The following is a 24,954-nucleotide window of genomic DNA, read 5'->3' on the forward strand; positions in this document are numbered from 1 at the left end:
CCCCGACAGGTTGGTCTCGCTACAGGTCGATATGGAGCGGGTCTCAGTGGTCGCCGTAGGAAGCAGCTGAGATCCCGGAGCAGAACTTTTTAGGGGAGGTAGCGGGGGAGCTGGCGTTCATCACGGGAAGCCTCTGTTGGTCTAGGACAGGGGCGTTTTCGTGTGTCTGGACGCCTTCCACCGCGGTCAGATCACCCGGTCATCGGCAGCTCCTCCTGAGTGGCAGCGTGCTCTGCCGCAGGCCAGTCCTTCGTGATCTTCCGCAGGGCGGCCTCCAGGCTGGCCGGGGTCAGCGGCTCGCCTTCGGGTGCCTTGGTCTTCAGCAGCAGGTCGATCACGACGTTGATGACGGTCGCGGCGGAGAGGTCCGGGTGGACCTGCTTGATCAGGCCCACGATGAACTCGGCGTTGTCCGGGTCGAAGGACAACGTCGTTCGCCAGGGGAGGCCGGATCCCGCGACGTACTCCACGGGACGGCCGCGCCGGCGGCGCGTTATGGGTGTCCCAGGTGTGGTCATGGCGATCATCCTATGCGTCTCGACTAGTGATGTGCATCAATTCAGCCGCGTGTGTCGGCGAATTTTCTCGTGATCTCGGCCCGGGGCCAACCGCTGCACAGCCGTCCGGGGCTGCGTACCCTGGACTCTACGGCCTTCTATCCATCGTCACGGGTCAGGTGACGGGCTCATCGGAGGTGCTGGACCGCATGTCTGAGCAGACGCTTCACCCCGCCGTCGCGCGGATGTCCATGCTGGTCGAGACCTTGATCCGCCAGGAGCAGGCGGAGAAGAAGCGCGCCGCCAACCTCCGCTGGGTGGTGAAGGACGTCCAGGCCGCGGCCGAGCTCGACGAGTTCCCAGAGAAGGCCAGGACGTCCTTCGACGATCTGTTGACGCTGTCCACCTGGGGGGTGTACTCGGACCTGGCCGGCGCGGGACTCACACGAGAACGCCACCGGCATCCCGACCACGAGGTACAGGTGCCGGCCAGCAACAGCAGCATGCGCACCCGGGCGACCGCCTGGAACGCCGTCGCGAAGTTCCTCGGGCGCCCCGTCCGGTTCCCCCTCGCGCCGAAGGACCCGCCGAAGGCAACCGTCGCCGACCGGCAGCGCCGCGCCTTGACCCGGGAGCTGTCCCGGCCCGCCCATACCCCCATGTCCGAGGCGGGGCGCGTGCGGACCCTCGCGATGTACGGAGTCATCCTCGACACCCGGGCTCGCTCCGGCGAGCTCGTCGAGATGACGACCCATGCCCTCGCTCCGGACCTGTCGACCATCTCGTTGATCCGGCGCCCCCAGGGCGTGGGGGAGGCGGCTCTGCCGATCGTCGAGACGATCCGCCTCAGCCAGTTCACCCGGGCGGCGCTGAGGGCATGGCTCGACATCCGCGCCGAGAGGATCGAGTTCGTCGAGGGCACCAAGGACGCTCTCTGGGTGTCGCTCCGGAACAACCACTCCGGTCAAGGGCGTGGGATGCGCCGGCGCCCGTCCGGCATGCCGCTGCAGATCCGCGGCCTGGAGCGGGCCTACAGCCGCGCGATCTCGCAGCTCAACCGGGACATGCCCGAGAAGGAGTCGGCCTGGACGCCGCTCCCGAAGACGGTCGAGCAGTTGCGGCGGTCCGTGAAGAAGATCGAGATCGTCCGCCTCGATCTGGCGGCCTAGGGTGTGGCTGGCCCTCACTTTGTCCCGTAAGACCGACCGAGAGCACCCAGGCGCAGGACGGCCCGGCTGGGTCACGAGTGGGTGCCCCGTAACCCCTTGACCGGCTGTTCGTTGTCCAGGGTGGAAGGGAAGTCTCCCGGGCTCCCCTGTCTGCTCGCTCAGTCGAGCAGGTTCTTTCGGCTGACCGTACGCCAAACCCCCAGGAGGGGGCGGCAGCCCAAAGAACCTCGACGAAGAGCTCGCACCTGAGAGGGTGCGAGCTCTTCGTCGTGCCACTACCTCGCCGGGTAACAAAAACGGCCGTTTTGGCTGCCCGCTCGGTGTCGGTCGGGCAGCTGCCGAAGTCCTCTGCTCCTGGGGCTCGTTGGGTTCGTACACGTATCGGACCTGGCATATTCGCTTTGGCTGGTTCCGTGTGGCTACTGTGTCGCGGCAAAGCCCATGTGGTCCCGTAGAGGGGCCCGACCCGCGATCGGCGTTAGCCGCCCGAGGATGAGCACGGAGCCCGCGATTGGCCATGCGAGCACCCTGGTGACGCAGGAGATGGACAGCGGCGGCCCCACCCCTGTTGGCCGTCGCCTCACCGACTGGCGAATACGCCGAGGCCTCGGCGTTGCCGGTTTGGCGACGCGCGCTGGCGTCCCGGGGCAACTGATTGAGGACCTGGAGGCGGGGGAGGAGTGGGTCGACCAAGGCCGCGTGCTGAGCTCGCTTGCCGCCGGTCTCCGGCTGGATCCGGCCGAGCTGACGGGCCAGCCCTACATGCCGTGCGGGCCCGGCCACTCCACCGTGCACTCGGTCGGGTGGTTCGCACGTCGGCATCTGGCGCGCATGCTCTCCGCGGACGGCGTCGGGGGAGAGGCTGACGAGATTCGACTGGCCGAGCTCGTCGACGGAGTGAGGGCGGCGGCCGACGACGGTGAGCTCGCTTCCGCCGCCCAGATGGTTCCGGGGCTGCTGGAAGTGATCGGCCCGCCGCGTCCTGGAAACACCGACCGCGGGGTCGCCGCACTTCGCGCGGTCGCGCACGTGGCCGTGAGTCGGCTCCTGCGCCGCCTCGGGTACCGAGATCTCGCCTGGAGCCTGCTGTCCTACGCGTGCCCCCCGCCGGAGGCCCGCCCTGCGGTGCTCGGGGAAGAGGTGTGGCTGCTGCTCGACATGGGCCAGGCCGAACTCGCGGTCGCCCGGACTGTGCGGGGGGAGGCCGATGTCCCAGACGAGGTTCTACTGCCGCTGGCCGTCGCGCACGCGGCGCTCGGGCAGGAGGCGGAGAGTGAGCGCCTGCTCGCATCTGCTCAGGAGAAGGCCATCAGCGCGCGGCAGCGAGCCCAGGTCGCGTCCGCCTGGGCCTTTGCGGCAGCGGAGGGCGCTGCCTACGACGACGTGCTCACCCGGGCGGAGGGGGCGACCTGCCTTCCGGCCGGCGACCGCTCCACCCTTCTTGTGCTCACCGCGTCCGCCCGAGCCAGGCTCGGCCAGTACGGGGCGGCGGTCGAGGATCTGGCGGCAGCGGAATCCCTCGCGCCGTTGCACACCCGGCTGGACCCGCTGGCTCGCGAGCTTGTGAGCGTGCTCCCCGCCCGCGCCCAGGAACATGCCGAGGTGCTGGGCGGGATCGCGGCGCGGCTCGGCATGAAGTGATCTTGGCCTGTTCGGGGAATGCCGGGTTGCGGCGGCCACACCTGGCCTAACCTACGCATGATCCCAGGGGAGTTGGGCAGGCGATCATGGACGAACGGCAGCAGGAGCTGGCCAAGCAGATCGGCAAGAGAGTGCGGACGCTCCGCGGCAAGAGGGGCTTGACTCTCCGTGAGCTGGCCGGCCTCGCGGGTGTCTCGAACAGCTACCTGTCGATGATCGAGGGAGGGAAGCGCCTCCTGAAGGACTCCTCCTACATCAGCGCGCTCGCCGACGCGCTGAAGGTCGCGCCGGCGGAGCTACTCGGGCAGCCCTTCCTTCCTACGGACCCGCACGCCACGGAGGCCGATGCCGCGATCCCGGCACTGCGGCTGACGTTGATGGGCATGACTCTGGGGAGCCCGCCGGACCGTCGCCCACCGGCGGAGCCCGTCACGCGGCTGGCGGCGCGGGTGCGGCGGGCGAACCGTCTGTACCACTCGGCGGAGTACGGCGCACTGGCGGTGCGGCTTCCGGAACTGTTGGCGGACCTCCAGGCGGCGGCCGCGGCAAGCGAGGGCCGTACGCGGCTGAGGGTGCTGCGGCTGCTGGCGGACGCCTACCACCCGGCGTGCACCCTGATGCTCAAGTCGCTCGGTTACACGGATCTGGCCTTCATCGCGGTCACCCGGGCCAGCGAAGCCATTGCCGAGCTCGAGGACCCAGTCTACACCGCTCTGAGCGGCTTCTTCGCGACGCACATCCTCATGGCAGCCGGGAGCCCCCAGCAGGCGCTGTCCAAGGCGACAGCCACGGTGAACCTGCTGGAACGCCACCTCGATCTCCCCAATGCCGAGGCGCTGCTCGGCGAGCTCCACCTGATCTCGGCCACGACCATCACCAAGGACCCGAACCGACCCGCTGGTGACCGCACGGCCGACGTCCGCTCCCACCTGACCGAGGCGACGCGCCTAGCGGCCGGGATCGGTGAGACGCGCGCGTTCCATCTCAACTTCGGACCCACGAACGTCCAGATCCACCGGGTCAGCCTCAACACGGATCTCGGACACCACGGCGACGCGGTCACGGCGGGGACCGGCGTGCATCCCGAGATCATCAACGCGCCCGGCCGGCAGGCGGCCTACCACTCCGATCTAGGACGGGCGCTCGTTCACGTCCGCGGGCAGGAGTCGGCCGCCGCCGAGCGATTCCTCCGGGCGGAGCTGATCGCCCCCCAACGGGTCCACGCCGACGCACTGATCGGAGACTCCGTCAGCTACCTCCTCGGCAAGCGGCTTCCCTCCCATGTTCAGCGCGACCTTGCCGGTCTGGCGCACCGGATGGGCATCAGCCGGTAGCCCTCCTGTAGTTCGCAGTGACAGCGGCCGCGTACCTCTTTCACCACCCGAGCCGAAAACGTCCGTTTTTGGTTACCTGCTGGCGGCGGGTGGTTGCAGGTATCTGCATGTTCACGGCTGTGAGCAAACAGGGGGGTGTCTCCGCCTACGGTCTGGCTCCGGCTTCGCGGGGAGGTCTTCGCCCGAAGCCGCGACGCACGACTCCGACGGGTGCCGGCTTTCCGGTGCCCGGCTCCGTAGGCGAGAGAGGGAAGCCGATGCTCGAATCCGTCCGCCACCTGGAAGAGGTGGCCCGCGAGTGGAAGATCAACCCCGAGGACGTGCTGCTCATCGCGCTGAACAGCTGCGGGGCGCGTTCGCCGCTGGACAAGCCGCGGATGCGGTTCCAGCTCTCGCTGGACTCGCGGCCGGCCGACCCGTCGTACCTGATCCTCTCGCTGGGCCGCGAGGACTCGCCGTTCGAGATCGACGAGCACGAGCTGCGGCTGCACGGCGAGCGGGTCGGCGCGGTCGCCGGCATCGAGGACGACGACGCCGTGCTGGGGTACTGGCGCAACGGCACGAAGATGCTCACCCTCAACTCGAACCAGCGTTCCCAGTGCGTGGGGTGCACGTTCTGCCCGAACACCCTGGAGGGGGCCTCGGACCCGGCGATCCGCGAGCTCGACCTGCCGGGCTACTTCGCCGCCCTCGCGGCGAACTCCGGCGTGCCGGACCTGTCGGGGGTCGAGACCGTGACGGTGTGCACCGGCTGCTTCCTGTACGAGCACCTGGCCCTGGAGCACCTGGAGGGCGTGCGCGCCGCGATGCGCAGCACCGGCTGCGAGGGGACGCTGCACTTCCTGTCGTCGGTGCTCACCAGCGAGGCGGGCCTGGACCGGGCCGCCGAGCTCGGGCCCTTCCACCTGACCCTGACGGTGGAGTGCTTCACCAACCGGGCGGACATCCTCAAGCAGTCCAAGGCCGCGCTGACGGTTGACCAGATGGTCGCCACGCTCGGAGCGGCGAAGGAGCGGGGCATCACCACGGACTTCACCTACATCGTGGGCCTGGACCCGATCGAGGAGGCCGTGGAGAACTTGAAGCGGCTGGTGCCGGTGACGACGACGTTCCCGCGGTTCCAGACGTTCCAGGCGCACAACCCGTACATGGACGTCTACCGCACGCCGGGGTCGGACACGATCGAGTGGAACCTGACGATGCGCCGCGCGGTCGAGGAGCTGTTCGCGGAGACGGGGCTGCGGCCGCAGTGGTGGCAGAACTACCGCTCGCCGTGGGCGTACACGTTCGCCGGGGAGCAGCTGACCGGGGCGCGGATCTGATGGCCGGGCGGGACGGCGGGGCCGTGACTGTGGTGCGGGCGGTGCGGATCTGGCCGGTGGCCGGGCAGCCGGCCGGTCTGCCGGAGGGGTTACCGGACGCGGTGGCCGCGGTGGCGGTCGCGCCGGCGGGGCCGTCGTGGGCGGAGCACCGGACGCGGTTCGCGATCGAGGTGGTCGGTGACGGGGTCTCGGGCTGGCACGCGCCGGTCGGGGAGGGTGTGGCGCGGCTCGTCGTGGACGCCCTCGCCGACGGGCTGGTCGGGCACGATGCGGCGGCGCCGCGCAAGCTCGGCTACCGGCCGCGGACCGGGCGGCACCAGCAGGGGGCGCACGCCCGGCAGGCCGTCTCGGCGGTCGAGCTGGCGTGCTGGGATCTGGCGTCGCGGGCCTCGGGTCGGTCAGTGCCAGAGCTGCTGGGCGGCACGGTGCGGGAGCGGGTGCCGGCGTACGCGTCCGCGCTCGGCCTGGACCCGGCACGTCCGGAGGCGGTGAAGGCGGCGGCGTGGATCACCGAGCAGGGGTTCTGGGGGCAGAAGTGGCCGCTCACCAAGGAGCTGCTGCGCCAGGGGCCGCGGACCGTTGCCCGGGTGCTGGGGGCGCTGCGGGAGGCGGCGGGCGAGGGCCGGTTCATGGTCGACGGGTTGCGCCGGTGCCGGCTGGACGAGGCGCTCGCCCTGCTGCCCGTGCTGGCCGACCTGGAGGTCGCGTTCGCCGAGGAGCTGCTGGAACCGGGCGGCTTCGCCTGGGGCCGGGTGCGGGCGGCCGGGGCCGGGGTGCCGATGGCGGCCGGGGAGCACGCGGTCGACGAGCACGAGCAGATGCGGCTGCTGACCGGCGGGTCGGTGGACGTGTGGCAGACCGACCCGGGCTGGTCGGGCGGGCTGGCCCGCTCCCTGCACACCACCGAGGTCGCCGCGGACCTGGGCATGGCGACGTTCCCGCACGGCGACCGGCTGTGGGCAGCGCTCGCGCTGGCCGGCGCGTGCTGCCGGGACAAGGTCCCGGCGGTGGAGTGGCACCTGACGCTGGAGCCGCTGCGGCAGCAGGTGTTCGCCGAACCCGCCGAGGTGGAGGCGGGGATGCTGCCGTCCGGGCCCGGCGCCGGGCTCGCCCCGCTGCCGGTCACCTCCTCGCCGCTCCCGGCGTGGGAGATCGGGTCATGAGCGGCCGGACGTGGTCCGGGGTGCGGGCGGTCTGCTTCGACATGGGCGGCACGCTGGTGCGCCCGGAGCCGGTGGCGACGACCGGCCAGGTCGCCGAGGTCCTCGGCATCTCCTTGGAGGAGGCCCGCGCCTTCATGGGCAGGGGCGCCAAGCGGCGTCTGGTCTCCCCGCAGGGCCTCGCCCAGGAGATCGCGGCCGACTTCGGGCGGCCCGCGGTCACCGGCGTGCTCACCGAGGTGCTGGAGCGGGCCCGGCGCCGGGCCGAGGACCCGCAGTTGTACCCGGACGTGCCGGACACCCTGGCCGCGCTGCGCGCGCGGGGCTTCGCCCTGTACGCGATGACCAACGCGCTCGGCTCCTCGGTGCCCGAGCAGGAGCCCACCGTGTTCCGTGAGCTGCTGGACAGCGTCTTCTACTCGGCGCGCACCGGCGCGATCAAGCCGGAGCCGGAGGCCTTCGCGGCCGTCGAGCGGGCCAGCGGGCTGCGGCCGCAGGAACTGCTGCACGTCGGCGACTCGGTGAACGCCGACGTACGCGGGGCCGCGACGGCCGGTTGGCACACGGCCTGGGTGGACCGGCACCACACGACCGGCCCCCTGATGCCGGCCGCGTCCACGCTGCGCCTGCACTCCCTCAACACCCTCCTCCTGCTGCTGCCCGCCCGGGCGGCGGCGGAGGCGATCACATCGGAGGTGGCCGGCTGATGGAGCCGTCCCGTACGTCCCGCCCGGCAACGCCCCCTGTTCCCGATCCGCTGATCGCATCCGTGCCGCTGTTCGACCCCAGTCGGCTGCCGCTGCGCACGTGGTGCGAGGGCAGCCGGGAGGACGCAGTCACCGGTCTGGTCGCTTTCCCGGACTTCCACAGCCACATCCCGCGCTGCCTGGCCGCCGCCCTGGAGGCGGGGCGGCTGGTGGCGCTGGCGATCGGGGACGTCGACGGGCTGAAGGACCACGTGGAGCGCACGAACTCCACCGACCCGACCTCCTACGGGCACCTGGCCGGCAACGAGGTCATGGCGACCGTGGGGGCCACGACCCGCGCGTGGTTCCGCGAGCAGCCCTTCGACTCCGGCTGCGCGGCGACGTTCGGCGGCGACGAGGTGATCCTCGCCGCGGTCGTGGACGACGCCGGCCAGTTCCACCAGGCCCTCGGGGTCCTGCGGGACCGGCTCGGCGCCGCGCTGCCGGTGACGGTCTCCTTCGGCCTGATGTTCGTCACCGCCGGGGACCTGCCCAGCGAACGGGAGAGGGGGTGGAAGCACGACTTCACCAACACCCTGCTCGCGACGGTGGACCGGACGCTGTTCACGCACAAGGCTGCGCGGCGTGCCGGGGGCGGCCCCGGCGGCATCATCGCCGTCACCCGCCCTCCCCAGCTCACCGAACCCGTTCCGGCCGGCCCGGACCCGATGGTCCTGCTGCCGCTGCCGGCCGCTGCCGACATCGCGCATGTGGTGGCGCGGCCGGAGCGGATCGGCGGCCGGGACTTCCTGCTGCTGCCCTGCCGCGGACCGGTCGGCCAGCGCGGCGCCCAGCTGCGCGTCACCTTCCCCACCGGCAGCTCCAAGACCGTCGTGGCCTACGCGCTGCGGGGGCAGGCCGCGGTGCCGTACGCGGCCGTCACGGACGGCGTGACCGGTGTGCCGCTGACGGTGCAGGGCGTGCGGGACCGCACCCCGCGCAGCGTGCCCGAGGACCTGGCCGCCGCCCTGGAGCGGGCCGGGCTGGACTGGGCGGCGGTGCCCGCCCACGAGCAGGCGCAGATCCTCCACCTGGTCACCGAGGCCGGCACCGAGGAGATCCGGGCCGGGCGGATCACTGCCGCCGTGGACGCGGTCGCCGCGCGGAAAGGAACGGCACGGTGAGCGAGACCGTCATGGCTCCCGGGCCCGCCGCGACCGCGGGCCCGGGGGACTTCCCCGACTGGAGCCAGGCCGCCGCGCACGCCGCGGCGCGCGTGCCGGACGCGGCCGTCACGGCCGCGTGGCGGGCGATGAACTACCTGTGCGCCGCGCAGCTGTACCTGACCGACAACGTGCTGCCCACCCGGCCGCTGCGGGTGGAGGACGTGAAGAAGGCGCCGAGCGGACACTGGGGAGTGTGCCCGCCGGTGAACTTCATGCTCGCGCACCTGGGGCCGCTCACCGCATGGCGGCCCCCGGGCAGCGAGGTCCTCGTCGTCCACGGCGCCGGACACGCCGGCCCGTCGGCACTCGCCCACGCCTACCTGACCAAGACCCTCACGCTGACCGGCAACGGACCGGGCTGGTCGGCGGCCAGCATGCGCACGCTGGCCGCGGGCTTCCCGCACACCCGCGCCTACGGCGGGGAGATCACCCCGCTGATCCCCGGCGTGCGCTACACCGGCGGCCAGCTCGGGCCGGCGCTCGCCGTCGCGCAGGGCATGGTCCTGGACGCCCCGCACCGCCTGGTGGTCGCACTGCTCGGCGACGGGGAGCTGGAGACCGGCGCCGCCGCGGCGGCGTGGACGGCCCGGCGGGCGCTGCTCGGCTCGGGGCTGCACGGCGCGGTGCTGCCCGTCGTGCTGGCCAACGGCCTTCGGATGGGCGGCCCCTCCGTCCTGGCCGGGCTCGACGAGGCCGAGCTGCGCGCGTACTTCACCGGCCTGGGGTACGAACCGTTCCTCCACGACGGCTCCGACACGGCCGGCTTCCGTACGGTCCTGGCCGAGGTGTTCGCCCGGCTGCGACCGCTCGGAGTCGCCCGTCCCCAGCCGGTGCTCGTCCTGACCATGCCCAAGGGCGCGACCGGGCCCGAGGAGGTCGCCGGCCGCCGGATCGCCGGAACCCCGGCCGTCCACAAGACCCCGCTGAAGGACCCCGCCCACAACCGGGAGGAGTTCGACGCCCTCACCGCGTGGCTGACCTCGTACGCGCCCGCCACGCTGTTCACCGACCAGGGGAAGCCGTCCGACCTCGTACGGCAGGCACTGCCGCACTCGCCGCCCCGGCCCCGCCCGGCCCCGCCGGTGGCCCCGCTCGCCGTCCGCGGCGCGGAAGCGTGGCCGCTGCTCAGCGCGGTGATCCGCGAGCGCGCCGCCGCCGGCGCCTTCCGGCTGTTCAGCCCGGACGAGGCCGCCTCCAACCGGCTCCGCCTGGCCGACGGCCCGGACGGCGGGATGCCGGCGTGGGCGAGCGAGATCCTCAACGAGGAGATCTGCCACGCCTGGCTGCAGGGCTACACCGAGACCGGCCGCGACGCGCTGCTGGCCACGTACGAGGCGTTCGCCGCGGTCAACACCAGCCTGCTCGTCCAGCACCTCAAGCACCGCAGCGCGCGGACCGCGACCGGTGCGGGCGGGCTGGCGAACATCAACTACCTGATCACCTCGCTGGGCTGGCGCAACACCTACACCCACCAGAACCCCGGGCTCGTCTCCGCGATGCTGGAGACCGAGAACCCCACCGTGCACGTCTACACCCCGGCCGACGCCACCCGCGCGGCCGCCGTCCTCTCGGTCATGCTCACCGGGCGGGACCGGGCGAACTTCCTGATCGCCGACAAGCACCACACGCTCACCTTCCCCCCGGACACCTTCCGCGAGGAGCTGACCTGCGGCGCCGCGATCTGGCCCCACCTCAGTACCCCCGGCCCCGGAAGCCCGGACATCGTCCTGGCCTCCGCCGGGGACGTCGCGGCGCGCGAGCTGTCCGCCGCGGCCGGCCGGCTCGCCGCTGCCCGCCCGGACGCCCGCATCCGCTACGTGCACGTCAACGACCTCACCGCCCTCGGCCACCCGAACACCTGGCCCGCCGCCCTGCCCGCCGCCACCTTCGCCCGCCTGTTCCCGACCGGAGTCCCGGTGCTATTGGCCACCGTCACGCAGGCCCCGGCCGTACGAGCCCTGCTCGCCGGCCGCGGCGAAGCCGCCCGCGTCCGCGTCGTCGGCTACCGCGACCCCGGCCGTCCCCTTCCCTCCGCCGATCTGCTGGAGCACTGCGGCATGTCCGCCGCCGCGCTCACCGCCCAGGCGCTCACGATGCTCAAGGAGCCGCGATGACCACCCCGCTCGCACCCGCCCCGGAGCAGCTGGCCGCCTTCGACCGCGACGGGCTCCTCATCCTGCGCGGCGCCCTCGCCCCCGAGGTACGCGACCGCGCGGCCGAGGCCGCCGTACGGCTCCTGGCCACCGACCGGACCGAGGGCCGAGACCGCTCCGTCGACGGCAAGGACGGCTTCCGCGGCGTCGTCGCCCTCGACGACGCCTTCCTCCCGCTCCTCGCCAACCCGGCCGTGCTGCCCACGCTCGTCGGCCTGCTCAGCCCCAACATCCACCTGACGTCAAGCAACCTGATCTCCATGCCGTCCCTGCCGGACGAGCAGCGCACCATCCGCGTGCCGTCCCGGCACGGATGGCACCGCGACATGTCCTCCACCGTCGCCGACCTCGGCGTCGAGCACACACCCCGCCTGGCGATCAAGGTGGCGTACTTCCTCACCGACCCGGGCCCGGATGCCGGGCTCACGATGTTCGTGCCCGGCAGCCACACCCGCACCGGGCCCGTCACCGTCCCGCAGGGGGACACCGACCCGCCCGGTGCGATCACCCCGGACATCGGCCCCCACGACGTGGTGCTCTTCGAGAACCGCACCTGGCACGCTGGCGGCCTCAACCGCTCCGGCCACGACCGGCTGGCAGTGATGATGCAGTACGGCTACCGGTGGCTCAACGCCGTCGACGACCCCGCCCCCGGCCTCCTCGACCGGCCGAACCTGGACGACGTCGAGCGGCAGCTCCTCGGCGTCCGCGACCGCCACCCCGACGGCTCCGTCGCCCGCGAGGGCTCCGGCGCCCGCCCACTCACCGCGTGGTGGGAGCACCTGAACGCGGTTCCGGCTCGTTGACCGAACGCCCGACCCTGACCGCACCCCCGCGAGAGACTGGACCCGTGACCTCCTCCACCCCCTCGTACACGCCCGACGAACTGTTCGCGTCCACCGCGCCGTACTACGCCGCCTTCCGGCCCCGCTACGCGCCCGAGTTCTACACCCTGCTCGCCGACCGCTTCGGCCTCGACGGCACCCAGCGCGTCCTCGACCTCGGCGCCGGCCCCGGCATCATCGCCCTCGACCTCGCACCGCTCGTCGGCGAGGTCATCGCCGTCGACCCCGAGAAGGGCATGCTCGAAGAGGGCCGCCGCCTCGCCGCCGAGCAGGGCGTCACCAACATCGACTGGCGCGAGGGGGACTCCACCACCCTCCCGGCGATGGGCCTCGGGCCCGTCCTGCTGACCGTCATGGGCGCGGCCTACCACTGGATGGACCGCGACAAGGTCGCCCGGGACCTCGACCGGATCATCGAGCCGGGCGGAGCGATCGTCCTCGCCTCCGGCGGCGCCCCCGGTGACCTCGAGCCCGCCGACTGGCGCCACGTCGTGGACGAGGTCCGCACCCGCTACCTCGGCCCCGAGCGCCGCGCCGGCTCCGGCACCTACTCCCACCCCAAGGAACGCCACCAGGACGTCCTCGCGCGCTCCCCGTTCTCCCAGGTCGATACCGCGCGCTGGGACCACACCCTGACCCGCACCGTGGACGAGGTCATCGGCTGGGTCTTCAGTCTCTCCTACTCCAGCCCCGCCCAGCTCGGCGAGCAGAAGGACGCCTTCGAGCAGGACCTGCGCGCAGTGCTCCTCGCCTTCAACCCCTCCGGGCGGTTCGACGAGGTGATCCGCACCGAGGCGATCATCGCCACCAGGCCGTAGCCTGGCCGGCGCCGGCTCGGGCAGCCCGCGTGACAGTGTCCAGGATCGGCAACGTGGCGGGGCTGGGCCACTTAGGCGTGCACGGCCCCCGTTCGGAGGGCGAACTCGCGCAGGCCCGCCATGCGTGCCGGGCCGTAGAGCAGGTTCGATGTCAGTGCCTGCACCGCTGGCCGGCGGACTTCTTGCACTGCCTCCTGCTCGACGCGGCGCAGGGCGACGAACGCCTGTTGGCCGTTGCCGAGGGCATGCCACATGCGGGCGGTGTCGGTCCAGGCGCGAGCACGCCGTTCGGCGGTCGGCATGAGGCTGACGTTCAGGTCCCGGACGATCTGTACGCCCTCGTCCGGGGTGCCGAGGGTGGTGTGAACTCCGATGCGGTAGACGGCGACCTGGGTCCTGGTGGCATCGACGGTGAAAAGCCCGCGGGAGGCCTGCGGGTGGCGCTCGACGGTCGCGTCGGCCTCGTCGAGCAGAGCGAGCGCCGTCGTACGGTCGCCTCCGGCTGCGGCGGAGTACGCCGCGGTGAGCAGCAGGCTGGTGCGCACGGCTCCGGTGCGCGCTTCGGCGGGATCGAGCTGGTCGGCTTCGTGGGTGAGGAGGCGGACGGCGGAGGAGGCGTGGCCGGAGCGACGCATGGTGATGGCGAGCACGCGGGAGGCTTCTCCGATGGGGATTGGCATCCCGCTGGCCCGCGCGGCGGCCAGGGCGTGATTGGCCGCGGCCCATGCGGTGTCTGAGTGCTGCTTCGCGGCGAGTTCGGCGGCGAGAATGTAGCCGCGGGCGAGGACGGCACTGGCCTGCTGGCGAGCCCGGCCGGTTGAGGCGTCCCTCGTCGCCTCAACGGCGGAGAGCAGAGTGGGAAGGGCGTTCGCGAGCTCGTTGTAGCGGGCAGCGGTGAACGCCTCGCGTGCGGCGGCCGTCCCGGAAACCAGTGCCCGTAGTGGCGCGGGCTCGGCGCCCGGGAAGCGGAACAGCATGTCGTCCGGGCTCAAGAGCGAGGAGGGCTGCCCCACCGCGGTGCCCGTGCCGATGGCGACGGTCGACGCCCCGGCGGTCAGCGCAACCAGTACTGTCCTGCGACGCACCGCGTCCTCCTCGCCCGGCATCGGTACGCCCCCCACGGTAGCGATCGTAGGGTCCGCTGGGCAGGGAACCCGCTGACCCACTCGGGCCAGGGCGTCGCGCGTGTTGCGGAAGATCTTCCCTAAGTCACTGCTCGGGCTCACAGGAGCTGCAGCTGGGCGAGCACTCGCCGGCACCGGAAATGAGTCGGGGCCAGACGACACGGATCCGAGGATCCGTACCGGCCTCGGAGGACCGGCTTGGGCAAAATCGTCTGGCCCCTCACCACAAACCACCTCGCAGGGTTCCTCAAACTCGAAGAGCGAGGTCACCCACAAGGAGATTCGTAGGAGTAACTATAGCCAGCGGCGGAGGGCGGCTGACGCGTTCGGCCGGCGCCGGCCGTCCCCGGCACCGGCCGCTGTGCTCAGGCGGCGGCCTCGCGCAGGTCGGCGAGGAAGCGGCGGAGCTGGGTGGCCTCTGCCGAGTCGGGAGCGACTCCGCCGTTGCGAGCGGCGAACTGCCTGGCGAGCTGGTCTGCGCTCCAGCCGCGTTCCCCGGCCTCGCTGACGATCTCGAACCAGATCACCTCCGGGTCGTCGTCCTCGACGATCTCGGCGTCGATCGGCTCCTCTTCGGCGGCGTTCGCCGCGTTCATGTTCTTCCCTCCGGTCTTCGTGGAGTTCGCCGCCTTGGCCTCGGCGGTGCGCTTCGCCGTGCCGATGGCGACCAGCTCCGCCTTGAGTTCGTCGGTCATGTCACCAGCGGCTTCCGCTTCCCGGTAGATCTTCAGCGCTGCGTCCGCCGTTGCGGCCCTTCGGGCCTCGGCCGCGTAGTCGCGGGTGCTCCCTTCGAGCGCGAGGTGGGCGGGCGGGACGGGGCTGAGTTCGGCGCCGGGGATGGTGCCGGTGAGTGCCTGCCGTGCAGTGGCCCTGACCTCCACGACGACGACGGGGAACTTCTTGGTCTTGCCCTCGGCGAGGCGCTGACGCTGCTCGATTCGCATGCCGACGGGGATGACGCCGCGACCACCGGTGCCGGAGAGCACCATGTCGACGACGCCCGGCCACTCGTTGGCGGCGTAGAACCCGTGCGTCTCCGCTCTCCAGACGCCGATCCCCGGCAGGTCGGGAAGGTAGACCTTGATCCTGCTGGTCGCCCGGCACACTTGCTGGGGGCCGAGCAGGTACCAGTTCTCTCCATGCCGGTCGAGGCAGATGCAGGGCTTCTTGGACAGTTTCTCGGTGATGCCGTCGCAGCGGCGCGCGCAGCCGCCGCCCGTCCACATCTCGTTGTACTGGGACAGCGGGTCGCCGGGTGGGAAGAGGGCTTCGATGGTGGTCGCCTCGGTGATGACCCTCCACTGGTCGGGATGGTTGCCCTGCGGGCTCCAGCGTTCGACCTTGCCGCCCCACATCTCGGCGGCGGCATCGACTCGTGAGCGGTCGTGGCTGGAGACGATCCATGTCTCGGACTTGACGGGTCGGTTCCGGCCCTTGTCGGTGGGCACGCTCCAGCCGGTGCGAAGGCGTCCGAGTTCGGCGGCCTGCCGTTGGAGGTTCAGAAGTCGTCCGGCCATCAGGCAGCCCTCCTCAGGGTCGTGGGGTCGAGGTCGGTGGGTGGGGTGAGCGGGATGAACTTGGTCTTGTCGATGTGCTGGAGGTGCTTGGCCACGGTCAGAGCCGAGCGGAAGGCGGCAAAGGACGCCCGGTTCGCCTGCATCGGGACGAGGTTGACGCGACGGCGGCGGAGGTTGAGGATCGCGGCTCCGGCGACCTTGGGCATCGGGATGTCCGTGCCGTCCGGCGCCCAGATCACCGGCGCGTACCGGTAGGCCGCCAGCTGCATGTCGTACTCGGGCCACACGGTGGTGGACGCCTGCGTCTCGCTCGTCTTGATGTCGATGAGCCAGAGCTGCCGTCGGCGCTTCCGCGTCGCCCCGGTGGGCAGGTGCAGGAGCATGTCCATGGTCCCGGCGTAGCCCAGTTCCCGGTGTGCGACGGTCGCCTCAGCAGCGACCAAGTCCCGGTCAGGGGCGATTCCCCAGACATCGAGGAACTTCAGAAACTGGTTGAAGTACGGCGTGACTTCGGGGTCTTCCTCGTCCGGCACTGGGGCGCGTAGGAGGTGCGCCTCGGCGCGGTTGTGGACTCTGGAGCCGCGGTCCGCCGCCGCGTCACGCATGAGGGCCGGCTGCTGTTTGATCTCCTTCAGGATGCCTTCGGGGTCCTTACGGGCCTGGGAGACGACCCGCGGAAGGTTGCCGAGCACGTAGTTGGCCACGACCTTGGAGGCCCAGGGGATGAGGATCGGCTTACCGACCGAGTGGTCGAGCACGTTCGTCACCGAGATGAGGTCCGGGCCGCCTTGGGGGTCTTCGTAGTACCGTCCCTGGTCGGTGGCTCTGGCCTGTTGCGGATTGGTCATGGGGCCGCCCCCGGTGGCACGGGGGCGGCAGCGGGTCGCGCCGGAGAGGCTCCGGCTTCGACCGTAGTGCGCATGGTCACGTGGGGTCCTTGTCACTGTGGTCTGTGGCGGCCGATCCAGGGTTTGCCCTCCCTGTTTCGACATTGACTAGTCTACCCGACTAGGGAAGGGCGGTCAAGTCCTCCCCGGCTCCATTCAGCGACATTTGCCCAGGTGAGGCGGCGCGCGCGGCGGCAGGGGCCAGCTCAGGGAACCTTCAGCGCGGCTGCGACGGCCAGGCTGAGCGTTGCCGCTGTGGCGCGGGCGTCACACTCCAGGCCGGACAGCGCCAAGCGGATGGCGGAGCGCCTGGACGAGGGCGGTGCCGCCGCGGCGGTTCGCCAGGCGGCCGTCACCTGCGCGCGAACCTCTCCATGAACGCGTACCTGCTGCTGGGTGTGTTCGATATCGGCGGCCGTCGCCGCCCCCCGGCCGAAGAAGGCGTTCGCCTTGGAGGTGGCCTCCAGCACGGTGACGGCGTCCACCTGGTTCGGCGCGAGCAGATCCAGATCGGGGATGCCGTCATCGGTCAACTGTTCAGGAAGGCACCGCTCCTGAACTCCGGTGAGGAGGACCGTGGCCAGGTCGAGTGTCCCGTGGGGATACCGATGCTGGAGGGCGATGACGATCCCGATCGCCTCCCTGTTGATCAGCCCTTCCCGGGTGGCCTTGACGAAGCCGGTGGCCGCGCGGGCTACGAGGTCCCAGTAGGCAGGGGAGTCGGGAGGCGGAAGGGCGGCGTCGGCGCCGCGCCCGAAGGGGGAGGTCATCGGCGGTTCCCGGTGTCGTTGGTGCGGTGAGTGAGGAGGTGGCGCTTGCGTTCCTCGTTGACGTACAACTTCGACCCAGCGCGGCAGGTGAAGCTGCCGCAGCTGCACGTCGCCTCGTGGTACGCCCGCCCTGGGCAGCCAGGCGTGAGGGGCTTTCCGCTGGTCGTGTAGCGGTGGTCGGGTGGGCAGACTGTGTTGTCCGGGTCGGCATGGTGGGCCCGGAGGTGGGCGGTGTGACGGTGCATCGGGCGGTTTCACTTTCAACAGGGGGGCGGCGGGCTCGCCGGCCGCCCCAGGGACTCAGGCGGCGGCCGGAACGGGCCGCGCGTGTCGAGCGGCGAGAGAGGTCTCGCCGCCGGTGATCTCGGCGTAGACGTCGTCGAAGTTGTCCCTGGCCTTGGCCGGGGCGAGAGCGGGTCCGACGGCGAGGAAGTGTTCAGCGGTGGGGTACGACGGGCCGACCGTGCGCAGGTGGGCGCGGGTGATGCCGTGCTCGTCGACGGTGACGCGGGCGTCGTGCTCGGCGGCGAGGCTGGAGAGTACGGCGGTCATCGCCGCACGCGAGCCGGTCTCCAGCGGCAGGACGCTTCGGTAGGCGTGGCCCTTGAGCCGGGGGTCGCCGTCGCGGGCGTGGAAGATGCGACGAACCTCGTACACGCTCCAGTCGGCGCGTTCGAGCCGGTCGTGGTGACGTTCGAGCAGGTGGTGGAGGCCCGCGTCTCGTACTACTTCGTAGGCGGCGTGGCGGCCGAAGAGTCTGGCCTTGGGGTTCATCACGAGGGCGTTGTGCTCGATCAGCAGGGATCGGAGCGCCGCCTCGGGTTCGGTGCGCCAGTTCTCAACGAGGGCTTCGTGTCCGTTCTTTCCGTTTTGGAAGGGGCAGAAGAAGCAGCACGAGCGACCGAACTCCCGCCCGAGGTTGGTGCGGAGGTACGCGGAGGCCGTATCACGGCCCCAGTTCCACCTGATGAGCGGGAAGTCCGGGAGCCGGTGCCCCTTGTTGTGGTCCAGGTCGCGCTCGGCCCGCTTGGTCTCGTCGGCGTTGTAGCCGATGCAGTGCACGAAGGGCGCGTGCCCGACGTTGGCGGCCAGCCAGGAGTCCAGTGCGAAGTGCTTGATCCAGTCACTGCAGGAACGGCGGGTCGAGCTGACCTGGGGCACCGTGCTGGCGTCCAGCATGCGCTCGCCCAGGGTCACGGGGACGTCGGTGACGAGCCGGGCGGGGGTGCGTGTGTCGTCGAGGACGACGTAGCCGTCGGCCGCCGTCTGACCGGCTCTCGCGATCTGTACCGTCCGTACGCGGTGCTTGGCGACGAGGGGGAAGAGGGCCTGCTCCATGGCGTCCTTGGTGTGCTGGTACTCCTCTCCGACGCTGGCGATGAGGATGGTGAGCTGGTCGAGGTCGAATCCGCGGGTCTGCGGTTCGAGGAGCCAGCGGGCGACGATGGCGGAGCTGTCGACGCCCATGCCGACGTTGGCGATGACGGGGCAGTCCGCAGGGATGCGGAAGTCGACGTGCGGAGGCACGGGTTCTCCCTGGAAGTGGTGGTCTGTGGCGGCCGACCCAGGGTTTGCCCTCCCTGTTTCGACATTGACTACTTTACCATAAGGCGGTGGGCCTACACTCCGGTTCAGCAGGCGGCGTGCTCGTCGTGGAGCACAGCGGCCTTCTTCCACCACGCCTCGCGCACGTCGGCGTCCTCTCGGGCTCGCGCACACTGGCCGCGCTGGTCACCCATGCCGCCGGCCAGCGGCGCGTACAGGTGCGGAACGGACGGAAGCAGCAGCGCGGCGTAGTCCTGACCGCCAAGGAAGACGACGTCCGCGTCGTCGAGGCCGAGGCGCGCCGCTTGCCAGCCGATCTTCTCCGGCGTGATGGCCCTCTCGTCCCGGAGGGTGACGTCGTAGGGGCGCAGACGCCGGTCGAGCGGGACGAGACCGTGGAGCGCGGAGGCAATGAAGATCAACTTCTGGTCGGTCAGGGCGTCCGCCGCCCCGCGCAGGGACCGGTGGTAGTCGCCGATGTAGAGCTCGCCAGCGGGGTAGCCGGGGAGCGGGTGGCCGTACTCGTCGACGCCGGGGTCCGGCAACTTCTTCTCCCCGCAGGCGATGACGACGACGCGCCGCCGGCGAACGTCGATGTTCCCCCGCTGCCGGGCGTACTCCCGGCCGGCCTCCGTGAGGTAGAGAGGGCGGCCCGTTTCCTCCCACGTCGCCGGGCCCTGGTCGTACGGCTCGGGCCGGATGGCTGCGTAGCCGATCGCGGCGATCTTCCGCAGGGTGGAGCTGCGGAACCAGGTTTCCCCTGCCCAGTAGGCCGGGTCGTCGCGGCCGGGGACGTTCTGGTCGGGGCGCCGCGCGGCGGTGAGCACCGCGTCGTGCTGACGAGCGGGCAGCTTCGGCGGGACGCTCGGAAGTTCGGGTAGCGGGCTGCGCCCTGGGGTCGCCTGCCGCCAAGCCTCCAGGGCTTCCCATCCGTCCTCGGTCATCCGGTGGGTGCCACCGTCGCCGTCGTGTGGGACGACGAGACCGTCGGCCTCCAGCTTGGCGAGCGCAGCGGCGTGCCCGGCAACGACACCGTCGTCGTTGGTGTTGAGGATTCTTGCCCCGGTGGGGCTGAGCCCGTGACTCATCTGATGGTTCCTTCGTTTCGCTTGGTAAACGGTGGGAGAGGCGCCACCCCGTACCGGGGGGCTGGATAGGTGGGGCCGGCCAGTCGAAGCCGGGTGCGGTGTGGGCCGATGGTTCGGGCGTACTTGTGGCAGCCGCCGTGGCGCAGCGTCGTCGCCCCGACTTCCTCGAGCGCCCGACAGAGCCAGCGAGCACCGTCCTCATCGGCTCGGCGGGCTGTTGCCCCGAGCGCGACGAGGCGACGCTCGACTGCCGCGTGCCCGGTCTCGTCTTGGCGGACCTTGGCCGCAGCACGGTCGCTCAGCACAGTGGCGTCAGGCAGTACGACCAGGCGTCGCGCGCGGGTCCGGCCGAGGTAGGCGAAGCCCTGGCCGTGGCCGTAGACGTGGCCGATGTGCCCCGGCATCACCGGCACGGGGCCGCTCTCCGTGTTCCTGACCCGCGGGACTGGGTCGGCGTGTGCGATCACCCCCCGGATTCCCTTGGCGGCCGCGTCCTGGAACGCCTTCGCGCACGCCCACGACTCGCCGTTCGAAGCCACGGAATCCAGGAGGCACATGCGCGATAGCTCAAGCGATTCCTTCAGCGGCGTAAGATCCGGGAACACGTTGAGGACGGCGGTGTTCATCGGCACCCCGAGTGCGAGCACCCCGACCAGGCGGCCGCCTTCGGGCTCACCGGGCCTGGGGTGCTGGTCGATGCGCTGAAGGCCGTAGGCGAGACGCACGACCGGCCAGCTCGCGCTGTAGTGGTGGGCGACGACGAAGCGTTTCGCCGGCGCCTCGGGGATCCGGACGACGCGGTGGACCTCCGGATCGAAGCCACCGTCCCGAGTCCGCTTCCACGTCGGCTCCCGGTGGTTCCACCTCTGGCACCAGGTGTCGGCACCCGGCTGCTGCAGTTCGAGCTGCTGGGCGAGGATCATGCCGCCCTCGCCATGGTGCGCTCGACGCGGCCGCCGGCCTTCTGCGCCTGGAGACGCCGTCGGTGTTCGGCCAGGGTCAGCGGGCGTGACACCCCGCCGCGGCGCTCACGCAGGATCGCGACGTCTTTCCCGAGGTGGGCGCGGAGCCGGGCTTCACGGCGCTCAGCCTCCGCGTACCGCTCCGGCTCGTGCTCCAGGAGCTTCGCCCAGTGCTTCTGCCCGCCCCTGACGCACATCCCCGCGCAGTTGTTGTGGTCGGCCCAGGCGTAGAGCCGCGGGGGGTCGATGCCGATGTCGCGCGCCCACTGGAGCATCTGCTCCTTGGACATGGTCGGCTCCTCGCACATGGGGAACTCGACGCGCCACGGCGCCCACCCTCGCGTCGTCCCGGGAATCCGTCGGATCTCCGTGTGGTCGAACCCGACGTAGAGGATCGAGTCGTCCGGGTCGGCGTTCGCTTCGACCCAGCGCCGGCACGGCAGCTGCTTGAGGTGAACCGAGCAGGGGGCCAGGCGGCTGTTGCCCAGGAACCTGACGTCGTGGAACACCTGCCATGGGTCCCTGCCATCCGCGACGATCACGGGCTCCACGGTCAGGTAGCGGGCCGTCTCCTCGACGAATCTCCACAGGTCTTCGTCCTCGGCCCGGGAGTCGGCGACGAGGAGGACCAGGTCGTCGACTCCGTGCCGCTCGGCCACGCGCATGGCGGCGGCCCAGGACCCGATCCCGCCGCTGTACTGGACGATGTGCTGGGTCATGCCCGCCTCCACGGGCCGGATGAGCGATTCATGTCTGCTTCCTGTCTGCTTCCTCAATGCAAAAACGGACGTTTTTGTTTGTCAGATGGTGGGGGCGGGCAGGCAGAGCGCGGCAGGGGCCGCCTTGAACGAGGTGTCGCGCTGGATGAGCTGGGGTGCCTCCGGCTGGCCTCGGTGGCGTCCGTCGGCGGTCCGGACGAATGCCTCGAGCTCGCCGAGGATGAAGTCGCCCCACTCCCCGTACGGTCCTCCCGCCCGGAGCCAGCCGAAGGCCTGGCCGGTCGCGGGGTCGAGCTCCGCCACGTACCAGTCGAACTGCTCCGCCGGAATGGAGTAGTGGATGTGCAGGGTCCTGGCGGGCGGCGGAACGCTTGCGGTGCTGCCCAGTGCCGGGATGCCGGCCAGGTCGGGGAACGGCGGGTAGAAGTCGTGGCCGCGGATGTCACGGTGGACGTCGGGGAGGACTTCCCACGCGCCGGTGGGGAGAAGGACGCGTCCTTCGACGATGCGGACGATGGGGTTCATTGGGGACAGTGCTTTCTCCTGGTGGATGAGTGTTTCGGCTGATCAGGTGCCCTCCTGCTGCGATGCGGATGACCGGTCCCCGGGGCCGGGGCAGCTGACGTCGTTCCGAATCGGCCGCGCTCAGCGCGCGCCCGGGAAGAAGACGCGCTCGGCGCACCAGATCCGATGACCGTCGGGGGTCCGTTGATGCACTTCGAGGCGCAGCCGAATGCCGCTGGAGCCCTCGGCGTTGGCGGCGAGCTGCCGCGCGAAGCTCTCGCATGCGTCGTCCAGGGCGGGGATGACGTCGTCGATCGTGTCGCAGGTCGCGATGAGTCGGCCGGTGGCTGCGTCGGTGATCTCGAAGTCCTGCATGGGCTTTCTGGATGATCTTGAAGGCGGGCCCTGCCGCAGGCCGATCCGGTTCGGCGGCAGGCAGCGACTCGCTGCCGCCCGCGGCGGGAGGCGCCGGGTTCGAGTTCGGCCCGCGATCGGGGCGGTCGGTCAGGCTGCCGGTGCGAGCGCGAGGCGGTCGCGGAGGGCCGCGACGCACCTGTCTCCCCGTGCGATGTCGTCGATGGTCTGTTCCAGCTGGGGCAGTTCACTCCAGATCGAGGAGCCGAGCTTGTACGCGCGGGTCCACAGGGCCAGCTGGTCCTGGAAGGAGGCGAGGTCGCCCGTGGTGATGGCCAGGGGGCCGGCCTGGACGCGGACTTCACCGGCGCCGCTCAGGCTGACCGCGGCAGCGCGGGCGTCCACCTGGGGGCCGGGAACTGGGCCACTGAAGCTGATGTGGGCGGCGGCTTCGGAGTCGGTGCGCGGCGGGGCGCTGTGAGGAACGACGGTCGCACTGAACGTCTTGCGGGCCAGCCGCTCGGCCTCGTACCAACCGGTGACCGCCGCGTAGAGGGCCTGCGGGTGCTTGATGCGAATCCTGGCTGAAGGCATGGTGATCAGCAGGGACTGGGCCATCTGAACGGCCTGCGTGGTGTGGCGGCCGACCAGGTACACGGCGAAGTTCGCCCGGTGGCCAGACGTGCGGGAAGCGGTGATGTGAGCCATGACGGCCTCTCCTTGTCGGGGGTTCGCGGCGGCCGATCCGGGGTTTGCCCTCCCCTGATCGACATTTACTAATCTACCTCAAATGAAGCATGGTGACAAGGCCGGGGCGGAGGTATCGCGCTCCGCCCCGGCCTTGGTGGTCACGCTGCCAGGGAGAGGCTGACCTCGGCTTCGTGGTCCGAGGGGTCCTCCAGCGGGGAGGCCTCGTTCTGACCGGCCTCGTCCTGGCAGCCCTCGGCCTCGTCGGCGGCGATGCCACGCTCGGTGTCGGGGGCCGGCTGGGTGTCGGAATCGGCCGGGTGGGCGTGCTCCGGCTTGTCCTCCTGGGGATCGGTCTCGATCTCGTCGTCTTCCTCGTCCTCTTCGTACTCGTCGTACTCGTCCTCCGTCGCCGGGGCAGGGTTGTCCCGCTCCTCTCGGCGCTGGCGCAGTTCCGCGATCAGCTCCTCCTCCGGGTTGGTGAGCGTGTAGCCGTAGCGAGCGAGCAGTTCCAGCCACTCGATGGCGAAGTCGAGGTCGAGGCCCCAGCGGCCGTACTCGACCCTGCGCATGTTCGCCTCGGCGTAGACGGCGAGCTGGGCGAACAGGACGAGGGGGAGCTTGTGCTCGGGGGTCCGCTCGACGCGGCGGCGCATGGCCTCCTCCAGGGGCACGTCCTTCGCGGGGCTGGCCCCCAACAGGGTGAACACATCGTGGAGGCGGGCGGTCTCGACGCTGCTGGTCAGGCCGTGGCCGAAGAGGTGCGTGACGACCGCCTTGTAGAGGCCCTTCGGGGTCTTGTTTGCGCGCGCCATCTCCGTGACGTGCTCGCGGCGCACCTGGGCGGCGGTGGCGAGGGCTTCCTTCCGCTCGGCCTCCCTGGCTTCGGCGGCTTCCTTCTCCGCGCGCTCCTCGTCGCTGAGGTGCTTGTAGTAGCCGAGGATCTGGTGGCCGTACTTCTTCGGCTCCCGGCAGACGTAGGTGATGTAGCCGGTCTCATCGAGGTAGGCGGCGTGGCCGGGGCACTTCGCGTGGGTCTCTTCCGTGTAGGTGTCGCCCGCCGCGTCCCGCATGTCGCGCAGGTTGAGCGGCACCGAGCCCCAGCTCGGCTTGGGAATGACGGTGACTCCGGCGAGCAGCAGCTCGGCCTTCGCCTTGGCCTTGGCCTCGCGGTTCTTCTTCCGGCGACGCTCGGTCTCCAGGGCGTACTTGAGGTGGCCGCCGTCCTTGATGACCTTGAGGAGCCGGTTGTACACCTTGGGCTCGTTCTCGAACTCCGCGATCTGCATGGACTGCTCCAAGTCGAGCTGTCCCGCGTCCGCCGCGTCCCGGGCTTCCTTCGGCATCTGGTGGAGCCGGAGAGAGGCGGCGACCTTCTGCTTGTCCTGGGAGACCTGGCGTGCGATCTCCTCCACATCCAGCCCTTCGAGGGCGAGCTGGTCGTACGCGGCGGCGATGTCACTGGGCCGCATCTCCGTACGGTGGATGTTCTCGGTGAGCTGGTCGATGATCTTGGCGGCGGTGGTGCTGATGTCGTTACGCACGATGGCGGGGATGAGCGCGCGCTCCGCCTCGATCGCGGCGGCGTGCCGGTGGAATCCGAAGACGAGGGAGTAGCCGGAGAACTCGTCGCCGACCACGGTGACGGGCTCCAGAACGCCACGCTCACGGATCGAACCGACGAAGTCGGGGTCCAGATCCACGGGCCGGATGTTGCGCCCGGCCTGAATGGCCTTGGGATCGAGCCAGATCAGCTCCATGTTCGCGCTGTGCGAGGTGGACTCGGCTGCTTCGGTGGTGGCGATCTCAACAACGGTGGCGGTCATGGCCGTCTCCCTGGAATCGTAGGTCTGTGGCGTCCGGCCCGGGGTTTGCCCTCCCCGTTCCGACGTGTACTAGTTTACTAGAACTGGCTATCAGGGTCAACTCGTCCCGGCCTTCATTTC

The 24,954-nt window shown here is 70.9% G+C and carries 23 protein-coding genes; 10 read left to right on the top strand and 13 right to left on the bottom strand.

Translation table 11 applies throughout. From position 1 onward, the window contains the following. Nucleotides 1–191: 191 nt before the first annotated feature. Complete coding sequence (locus CIB93_RS04635) at nt 192–518, bottom strand: hypothetical protein (RefSeq protein WP_143659985.1); 327 nt, start codon at nt 516–518, stop codon at nt 192–194. Nucleotides 519–706: 188 nt separating this feature from the next. Here CIB93_RS04635 and CIB93_RS04640 point away from each other — a divergent pair, with 188 nt between their 5' ends. The 10 genes from CIB93_RS04640 to CIB93_RS04685 all read left to right on the top strand — a co-directional run bounded on the left by CIB93_RS04640 (nt 707) and on the right by CIB93_RS04685 (nt 12,851). Next, nucleotides 707–1,666 carry a hypothetical protein gene (locus tag CIB93_RS04640; RefSeq protein ID WP_143659986.1) on the top strand — a complete coding sequence of 320 codons (960 nt, stop codon included), beginning with the start codon at nt 707–709 and terminating at the stop codon, nt 1,664–1,666. A gap of 492 nt (nt 1,667–2,158) precedes the next feature. After that, complete coding sequence (locus tag CIB93_RS04645; RefSeq protein WP_179499966.1) at nt 2,159–3,307, top strand: helix-turn-helix transcriptional regulator; 1,149 nt, start codon at nt 2,159–2,161, stop codon at nt 3,305–3,307. Nucleotides 3,308–3,393: 86 nt separating this feature from the next. After that, complete coding sequence (locus CIB93_RS04650) at nt 3,394–4,641, top strand: helix-turn-helix domain-containing protein (protein ID WP_096624335.1); 1,248 nt, start codon at nt 3,394–3,396, stop codon at nt 4,639–4,641. A 257-nt stretch (nt 4,642–4,898) separates the two neighbouring features. Further along, nucleotides 4,899–5,963 (top strand): radical SAM protein, encoded by a 1,065-nt coding sequence (locus tag CIB93_RS04655; protein ID WP_096624337.1) that lies wholly within the window; start codon nt 4,899–4,901, stop codon nt 5,961–5,963. A 23-nt stretch (nt 5,964–5,986) separates the two neighbouring features. After that, nucleotides 5,987–7,126 carry an enolase C-terminal domain-like protein gene (locus tag CIB93_RS04660; RefSeq protein WP_257002014.1) on the top strand — a complete coding sequence of 380 codons (1,140 nt, stop codon included), beginning with the start codon at nt 5,987–5,989 and terminating at the stop codon, nt 7,124–7,126. After that, the gene (locus CIB93_RS04665; RefSeq protein ID WP_096624341.1) at nt 7,123–7,830 is read left to right on the top strand and encodes an HAD family hydrolase; all 708 of its coding nucleotides are present in this window, start codon (nt 7,123–7,125) and stop codon (nt 7,828–7,830) included. The genes CIB93_RS04660 and CIB93_RS04665 overlap by 4 nt, the downstream gene beginning before the upstream one ends. Continuing rightward, on the top strand, nt 7,830–8,993 hold the full coding sequence (locus tag CIB93_RS04670) for a hypothetical protein (RefSeq protein ID WP_096624343.1): 1,164 nt from the start codon (nt 7,830–7,832) through the stop codon (nt 8,991–8,993). Before CIB93_RS04665 ends, CIB93_RS04670 begins: the two co-directional genes overlap by 1 nt. Next, the gene (locus tag CIB93_RS04675) at nt 8,990–11,149 is read left to right on the top strand and encodes a phosphoketolase (RefSeq protein ID WP_096624345.1); all 2,160 of its coding nucleotides are present in this window, start codon (nt 8,990–8,992) and stop codon (nt 11,147–11,149) included. The genes CIB93_RS04670 and CIB93_RS04675 overlap by 4 nt, the downstream gene beginning before the upstream one ends. Then, nucleotides 11,146–11,994, top strand: a complete 849-nt coding sequence (locus CIB93_RS04680) for a phytanoyl-CoA dioxygenase family protein (protein ID WP_096624347.1) — start codon at nt 11,146–11,148, stop codon at nt 11,992–11,994. The genes CIB93_RS04675 and CIB93_RS04680 overlap by 4 nt, the downstream gene beginning before the upstream one ends. Nucleotides 11,995–12,038: 44 nt before the next feature. Further along, nucleotides 12,039–12,851 (top strand): class I SAM-dependent methyltransferase, encoded by an 813-nt coding sequence (locus CIB93_RS04685; protein ID WP_096624349.1) that lies wholly within the window; start codon nt 12,039–12,041, stop codon nt 12,849–12,851. 71 nt (nt 12,852–12,922) lie between these two features. Here CIB93_RS04685 and CIB93_RS04690 read toward each other — a convergent pair whose 3' ends face one another. From CIB93_RS04690 to CIB93_RS04750, 12 genes are all read right to left on the bottom strand, one after another. Beyond that, nucleotides 12,923–13,972 (bottom strand): XRE family transcriptional regulator, encoded by a 1,050-nt coding sequence (locus CIB93_RS04690; RefSeq protein WP_257002015.1) that lies wholly within the window; start codon nt 13,970–13,972, stop codon nt 12,923–12,925. A 368-nt stretch (nt 13,973–14,340) separates the two neighbouring features. After that, nucleotides 14,341–15,492: a hypothetical protein gene (locus tag CIB93_RS04695; protein WP_096624351.1), complete on the bottom strand. Its 1,152-nt coding sequence runs from the start codon at nt 15,490–15,492 to the stop codon at nt 14,341–14,343. After that, nucleotides 15,492–16,340 carry a hypothetical protein gene (locus CIB93_RS04700; RefSeq protein ID WP_096624353.1) on the bottom strand — a complete coding sequence of 283 codons (849 nt, stop codon included), beginning with the start codon at nt 16,338–16,340 and terminating at the stop codon, nt 15,492–15,494. The genes CIB93_RS04695 and CIB93_RS04700 overlap by 1 nt, the downstream gene beginning before the upstream one ends. Before the next feature lie 245 nt (nt 16,341–16,585). Then, nucleotides 16,586–17,149 (bottom strand): hypothetical protein, encoded by a 564-nt coding sequence (locus CIB93_RS04705; protein ID WP_096624355.1) that lies wholly within the window; start codon nt 17,147–17,149, stop codon nt 16,586–16,588. Nucleotides 17,150–17,449: 300 nt separating this feature from the next. Then, a complete protein-coding gene (locus CIB93_RS04715) occupies nt 17,450–18,676 on the bottom strand; it encodes a hypothetical protein (protein WP_096624359.1) in 1,227 nt (408 codons plus the stop codon). Between the two features lie 104 nt (nt 18,677–18,780). Beyond that, a complete protein-coding gene (locus CIB93_RS04720; RefSeq protein ID WP_096624361.1) occupies nt 18,781–19,782 on the bottom strand; it encodes a DUF6884 domain-containing protein in 1,002 nt (333 codons plus the stop codon). Further along, the gene (locus CIB93_RS04725) at nt 19,779–20,705 is read right to left on the bottom strand and encodes a hypothetical protein (protein WP_096624363.1); all 927 of its coding nucleotides are present in this window, start codon (nt 20,703–20,705) and stop codon (nt 19,779–19,781) included. The genes CIB93_RS04720 and CIB93_RS04725 overlap by 4 nt, the downstream gene beginning before the upstream one ends. Further along, entirely contained in the window at nt 20,702–21,463 is a 762-nt protein-coding gene (locus CIB93_RS04730; RefSeq protein WP_096624518.1) for a hypothetical protein, read from the bottom strand. The genes CIB93_RS04725 and CIB93_RS04730 overlap by 4 nt, the downstream gene beginning before the upstream one ends. Nucleotides 21,464–21,544: 81 nt before the next feature. Beyond that, nucleotides 21,545–21,988 (bottom strand): hypothetical protein, encoded by a 444-nt coding sequence (locus tag CIB93_RS04735; protein WP_096624365.1) that lies wholly within the window; start codon nt 21,986–21,988, stop codon nt 21,545–21,547. 120 nt (nt 21,989–22,108) lie between these two features. Further along, complete coding sequence (locus CIB93_RS04740; protein WP_096624367.1) at nt 22,109–22,342, bottom strand: hypothetical protein; 234 nt, start codon at nt 22,340–22,342, stop codon at nt 22,109–22,111. A gap of 129 nt (nt 22,343–22,471) precedes the next feature. Next, complete coding sequence (locus tag CIB93_RS04745; RefSeq protein ID WP_096624369.1) at nt 22,472–23,029, bottom strand: hypothetical protein; 558 nt, start codon at nt 23,027–23,029, stop codon at nt 22,472–22,474. A 140-nt stretch (nt 23,030–23,169) separates the two neighbouring features. Then, nucleotides 23,170–24,834, bottom strand: coding sequence for a ParB/RepB/Spo0J family partition protein (locus tag CIB93_RS04750; RefSeq protein WP_096624371.1), 1,665 nt, complete (start codon nt 24,832–24,834; stop codon nt 23,170–23,172). Nucleotides 24,835–24,954 lie beyond the last annotated feature (120 nt).

It is taken from the genome of Streptomyces sp. WZ.A104, from assembly GCF_002382885.1.
Classification (GTDB): Bacteria; Actinomycetota; Actinomycetes; order Streptomycetales; family Streptomycetaceae; genus Streptomyces.

Bases quoted from the DNA above. Each gene is read 5' to 3' on its own strand.
- CIB93_RS04635 (WP_143659985.1), bottom strand. From the start codon at position 518: ATGACCACACCTGGGACACCCATAACGCGCCGCCGGCGCGGCCGTCCC.
- CIB93_RS04640 (WP_143659986.1), top strand. From the start codon at position 707: ATGTCTGAGCAGACGCTTCACCCCGCCGTCGCGCGGATGTCCATGCTG.
- CIB93_RS04645 (WP_179499966.1), top strand. From the start codon at position 2,159: ATGAGCACGGAGCCCGCGATTGGCCATGCGAGCACCCTGGTGACGCAG.
- CIB93_RS04650 (WP_096624335.1), top strand. From the start codon at position 3,394: ATGGACGAACGGCAGCAGGAGCTGGCCAAGCAGATCGGCAAGAGAGTG.
- CIB93_RS04655 (WP_096624337.1), top strand. From the start codon at position 4,899: ATGCTCGAATCCGTCCGCCACCTGGAAGAGGTGGCCCGCGAGTGGAAG.
- CIB93_RS04665 (WP_096624341.1), top strand. From the start codon at position 7,123: ATGAGCGGCCGGACGTGGTCCGGGGTGCGGGCGGTCTGCTTCGACATG.
- CIB93_RS04670 (WP_096624343.1), top strand. From the start codon at position 7,830: ATGGAGCCGTCCCGTACGTCCCGCCCGGCAACGCCCCCTGTTCCCGAT.
- CIB93_RS04680 (WP_096624347.1), top strand. From the start codon at position 11,146: ATGACCACCCCGCTCGCACCCGCCCCGGAGCAGCTGGCCGCCTTCGAC.
- CIB93_RS04695 (WP_096624351.1), bottom strand. From the start codon at position 15,492: ATGGCCGGACGACTTCTGAACCTCCAACGGCAGGCCGCCGAACTCGGA.
- CIB93_RS04700 (WP_096624353.1), bottom strand. From the start codon at position 16,340: ATGACCAATCCGCAACAGGCCAGAGCCACCGACCAGGGACGGTACTAC.
- CIB93_RS04705 (WP_096624355.1), bottom strand. From the start codon at position 17,149: ATGACCTCCCCCTTCGGGCGCGGCGCCGACGCCGCCCTTCCGCCTCCC.
- CIB93_RS04720 (WP_096624361.1), bottom strand. From the start codon at position 19,782: ATGAGTCACGGGCTCAGCCCCACCGGGGCAAGAATCCTCAACACCAAC.
- CIB93_RS04725 (WP_096624363.1), bottom strand. From the start codon at position 20,705: ATGATCCTCGCCCAGCAGCTCGAACTGCAGCAGCCGGGTGCCGACACC.
- CIB93_RS04730 (WP_096624518.1), bottom strand. From the start codon at position 21,463: ATGACCCAGCACATCGTCCAGTACAGCGGCGGGATCGGGTCCTGGGCC.
- CIB93_RS04735 (WP_096624365.1), bottom strand. From the start codon at position 21,988: ATGAACCCCATCGTCCGCATCGTCGAAGGACGCGTCCTTCTCCCCACC.
- CIB93_RS04740 (WP_096624367.1), bottom strand. From the start codon at position 22,342: ATGCAGGACTTCGAGATCACCGACGCAGCCACCGGCCGACTCATCGCG.
- CIB93_RS04745 (WP_096624369.1), bottom strand. From the start codon at position 23,029: ATGGCTCACATCACCGCTTCCCGCACGTCTGGCCACCGGGCGAACTTC.
- CIB93_RS04750 (WP_096624371.1), bottom strand. From the start codon at position 24,834: ATGACCGCCACCGTTGTTGAGATCGCCACCACCGAAGCAGCCGAGTCC.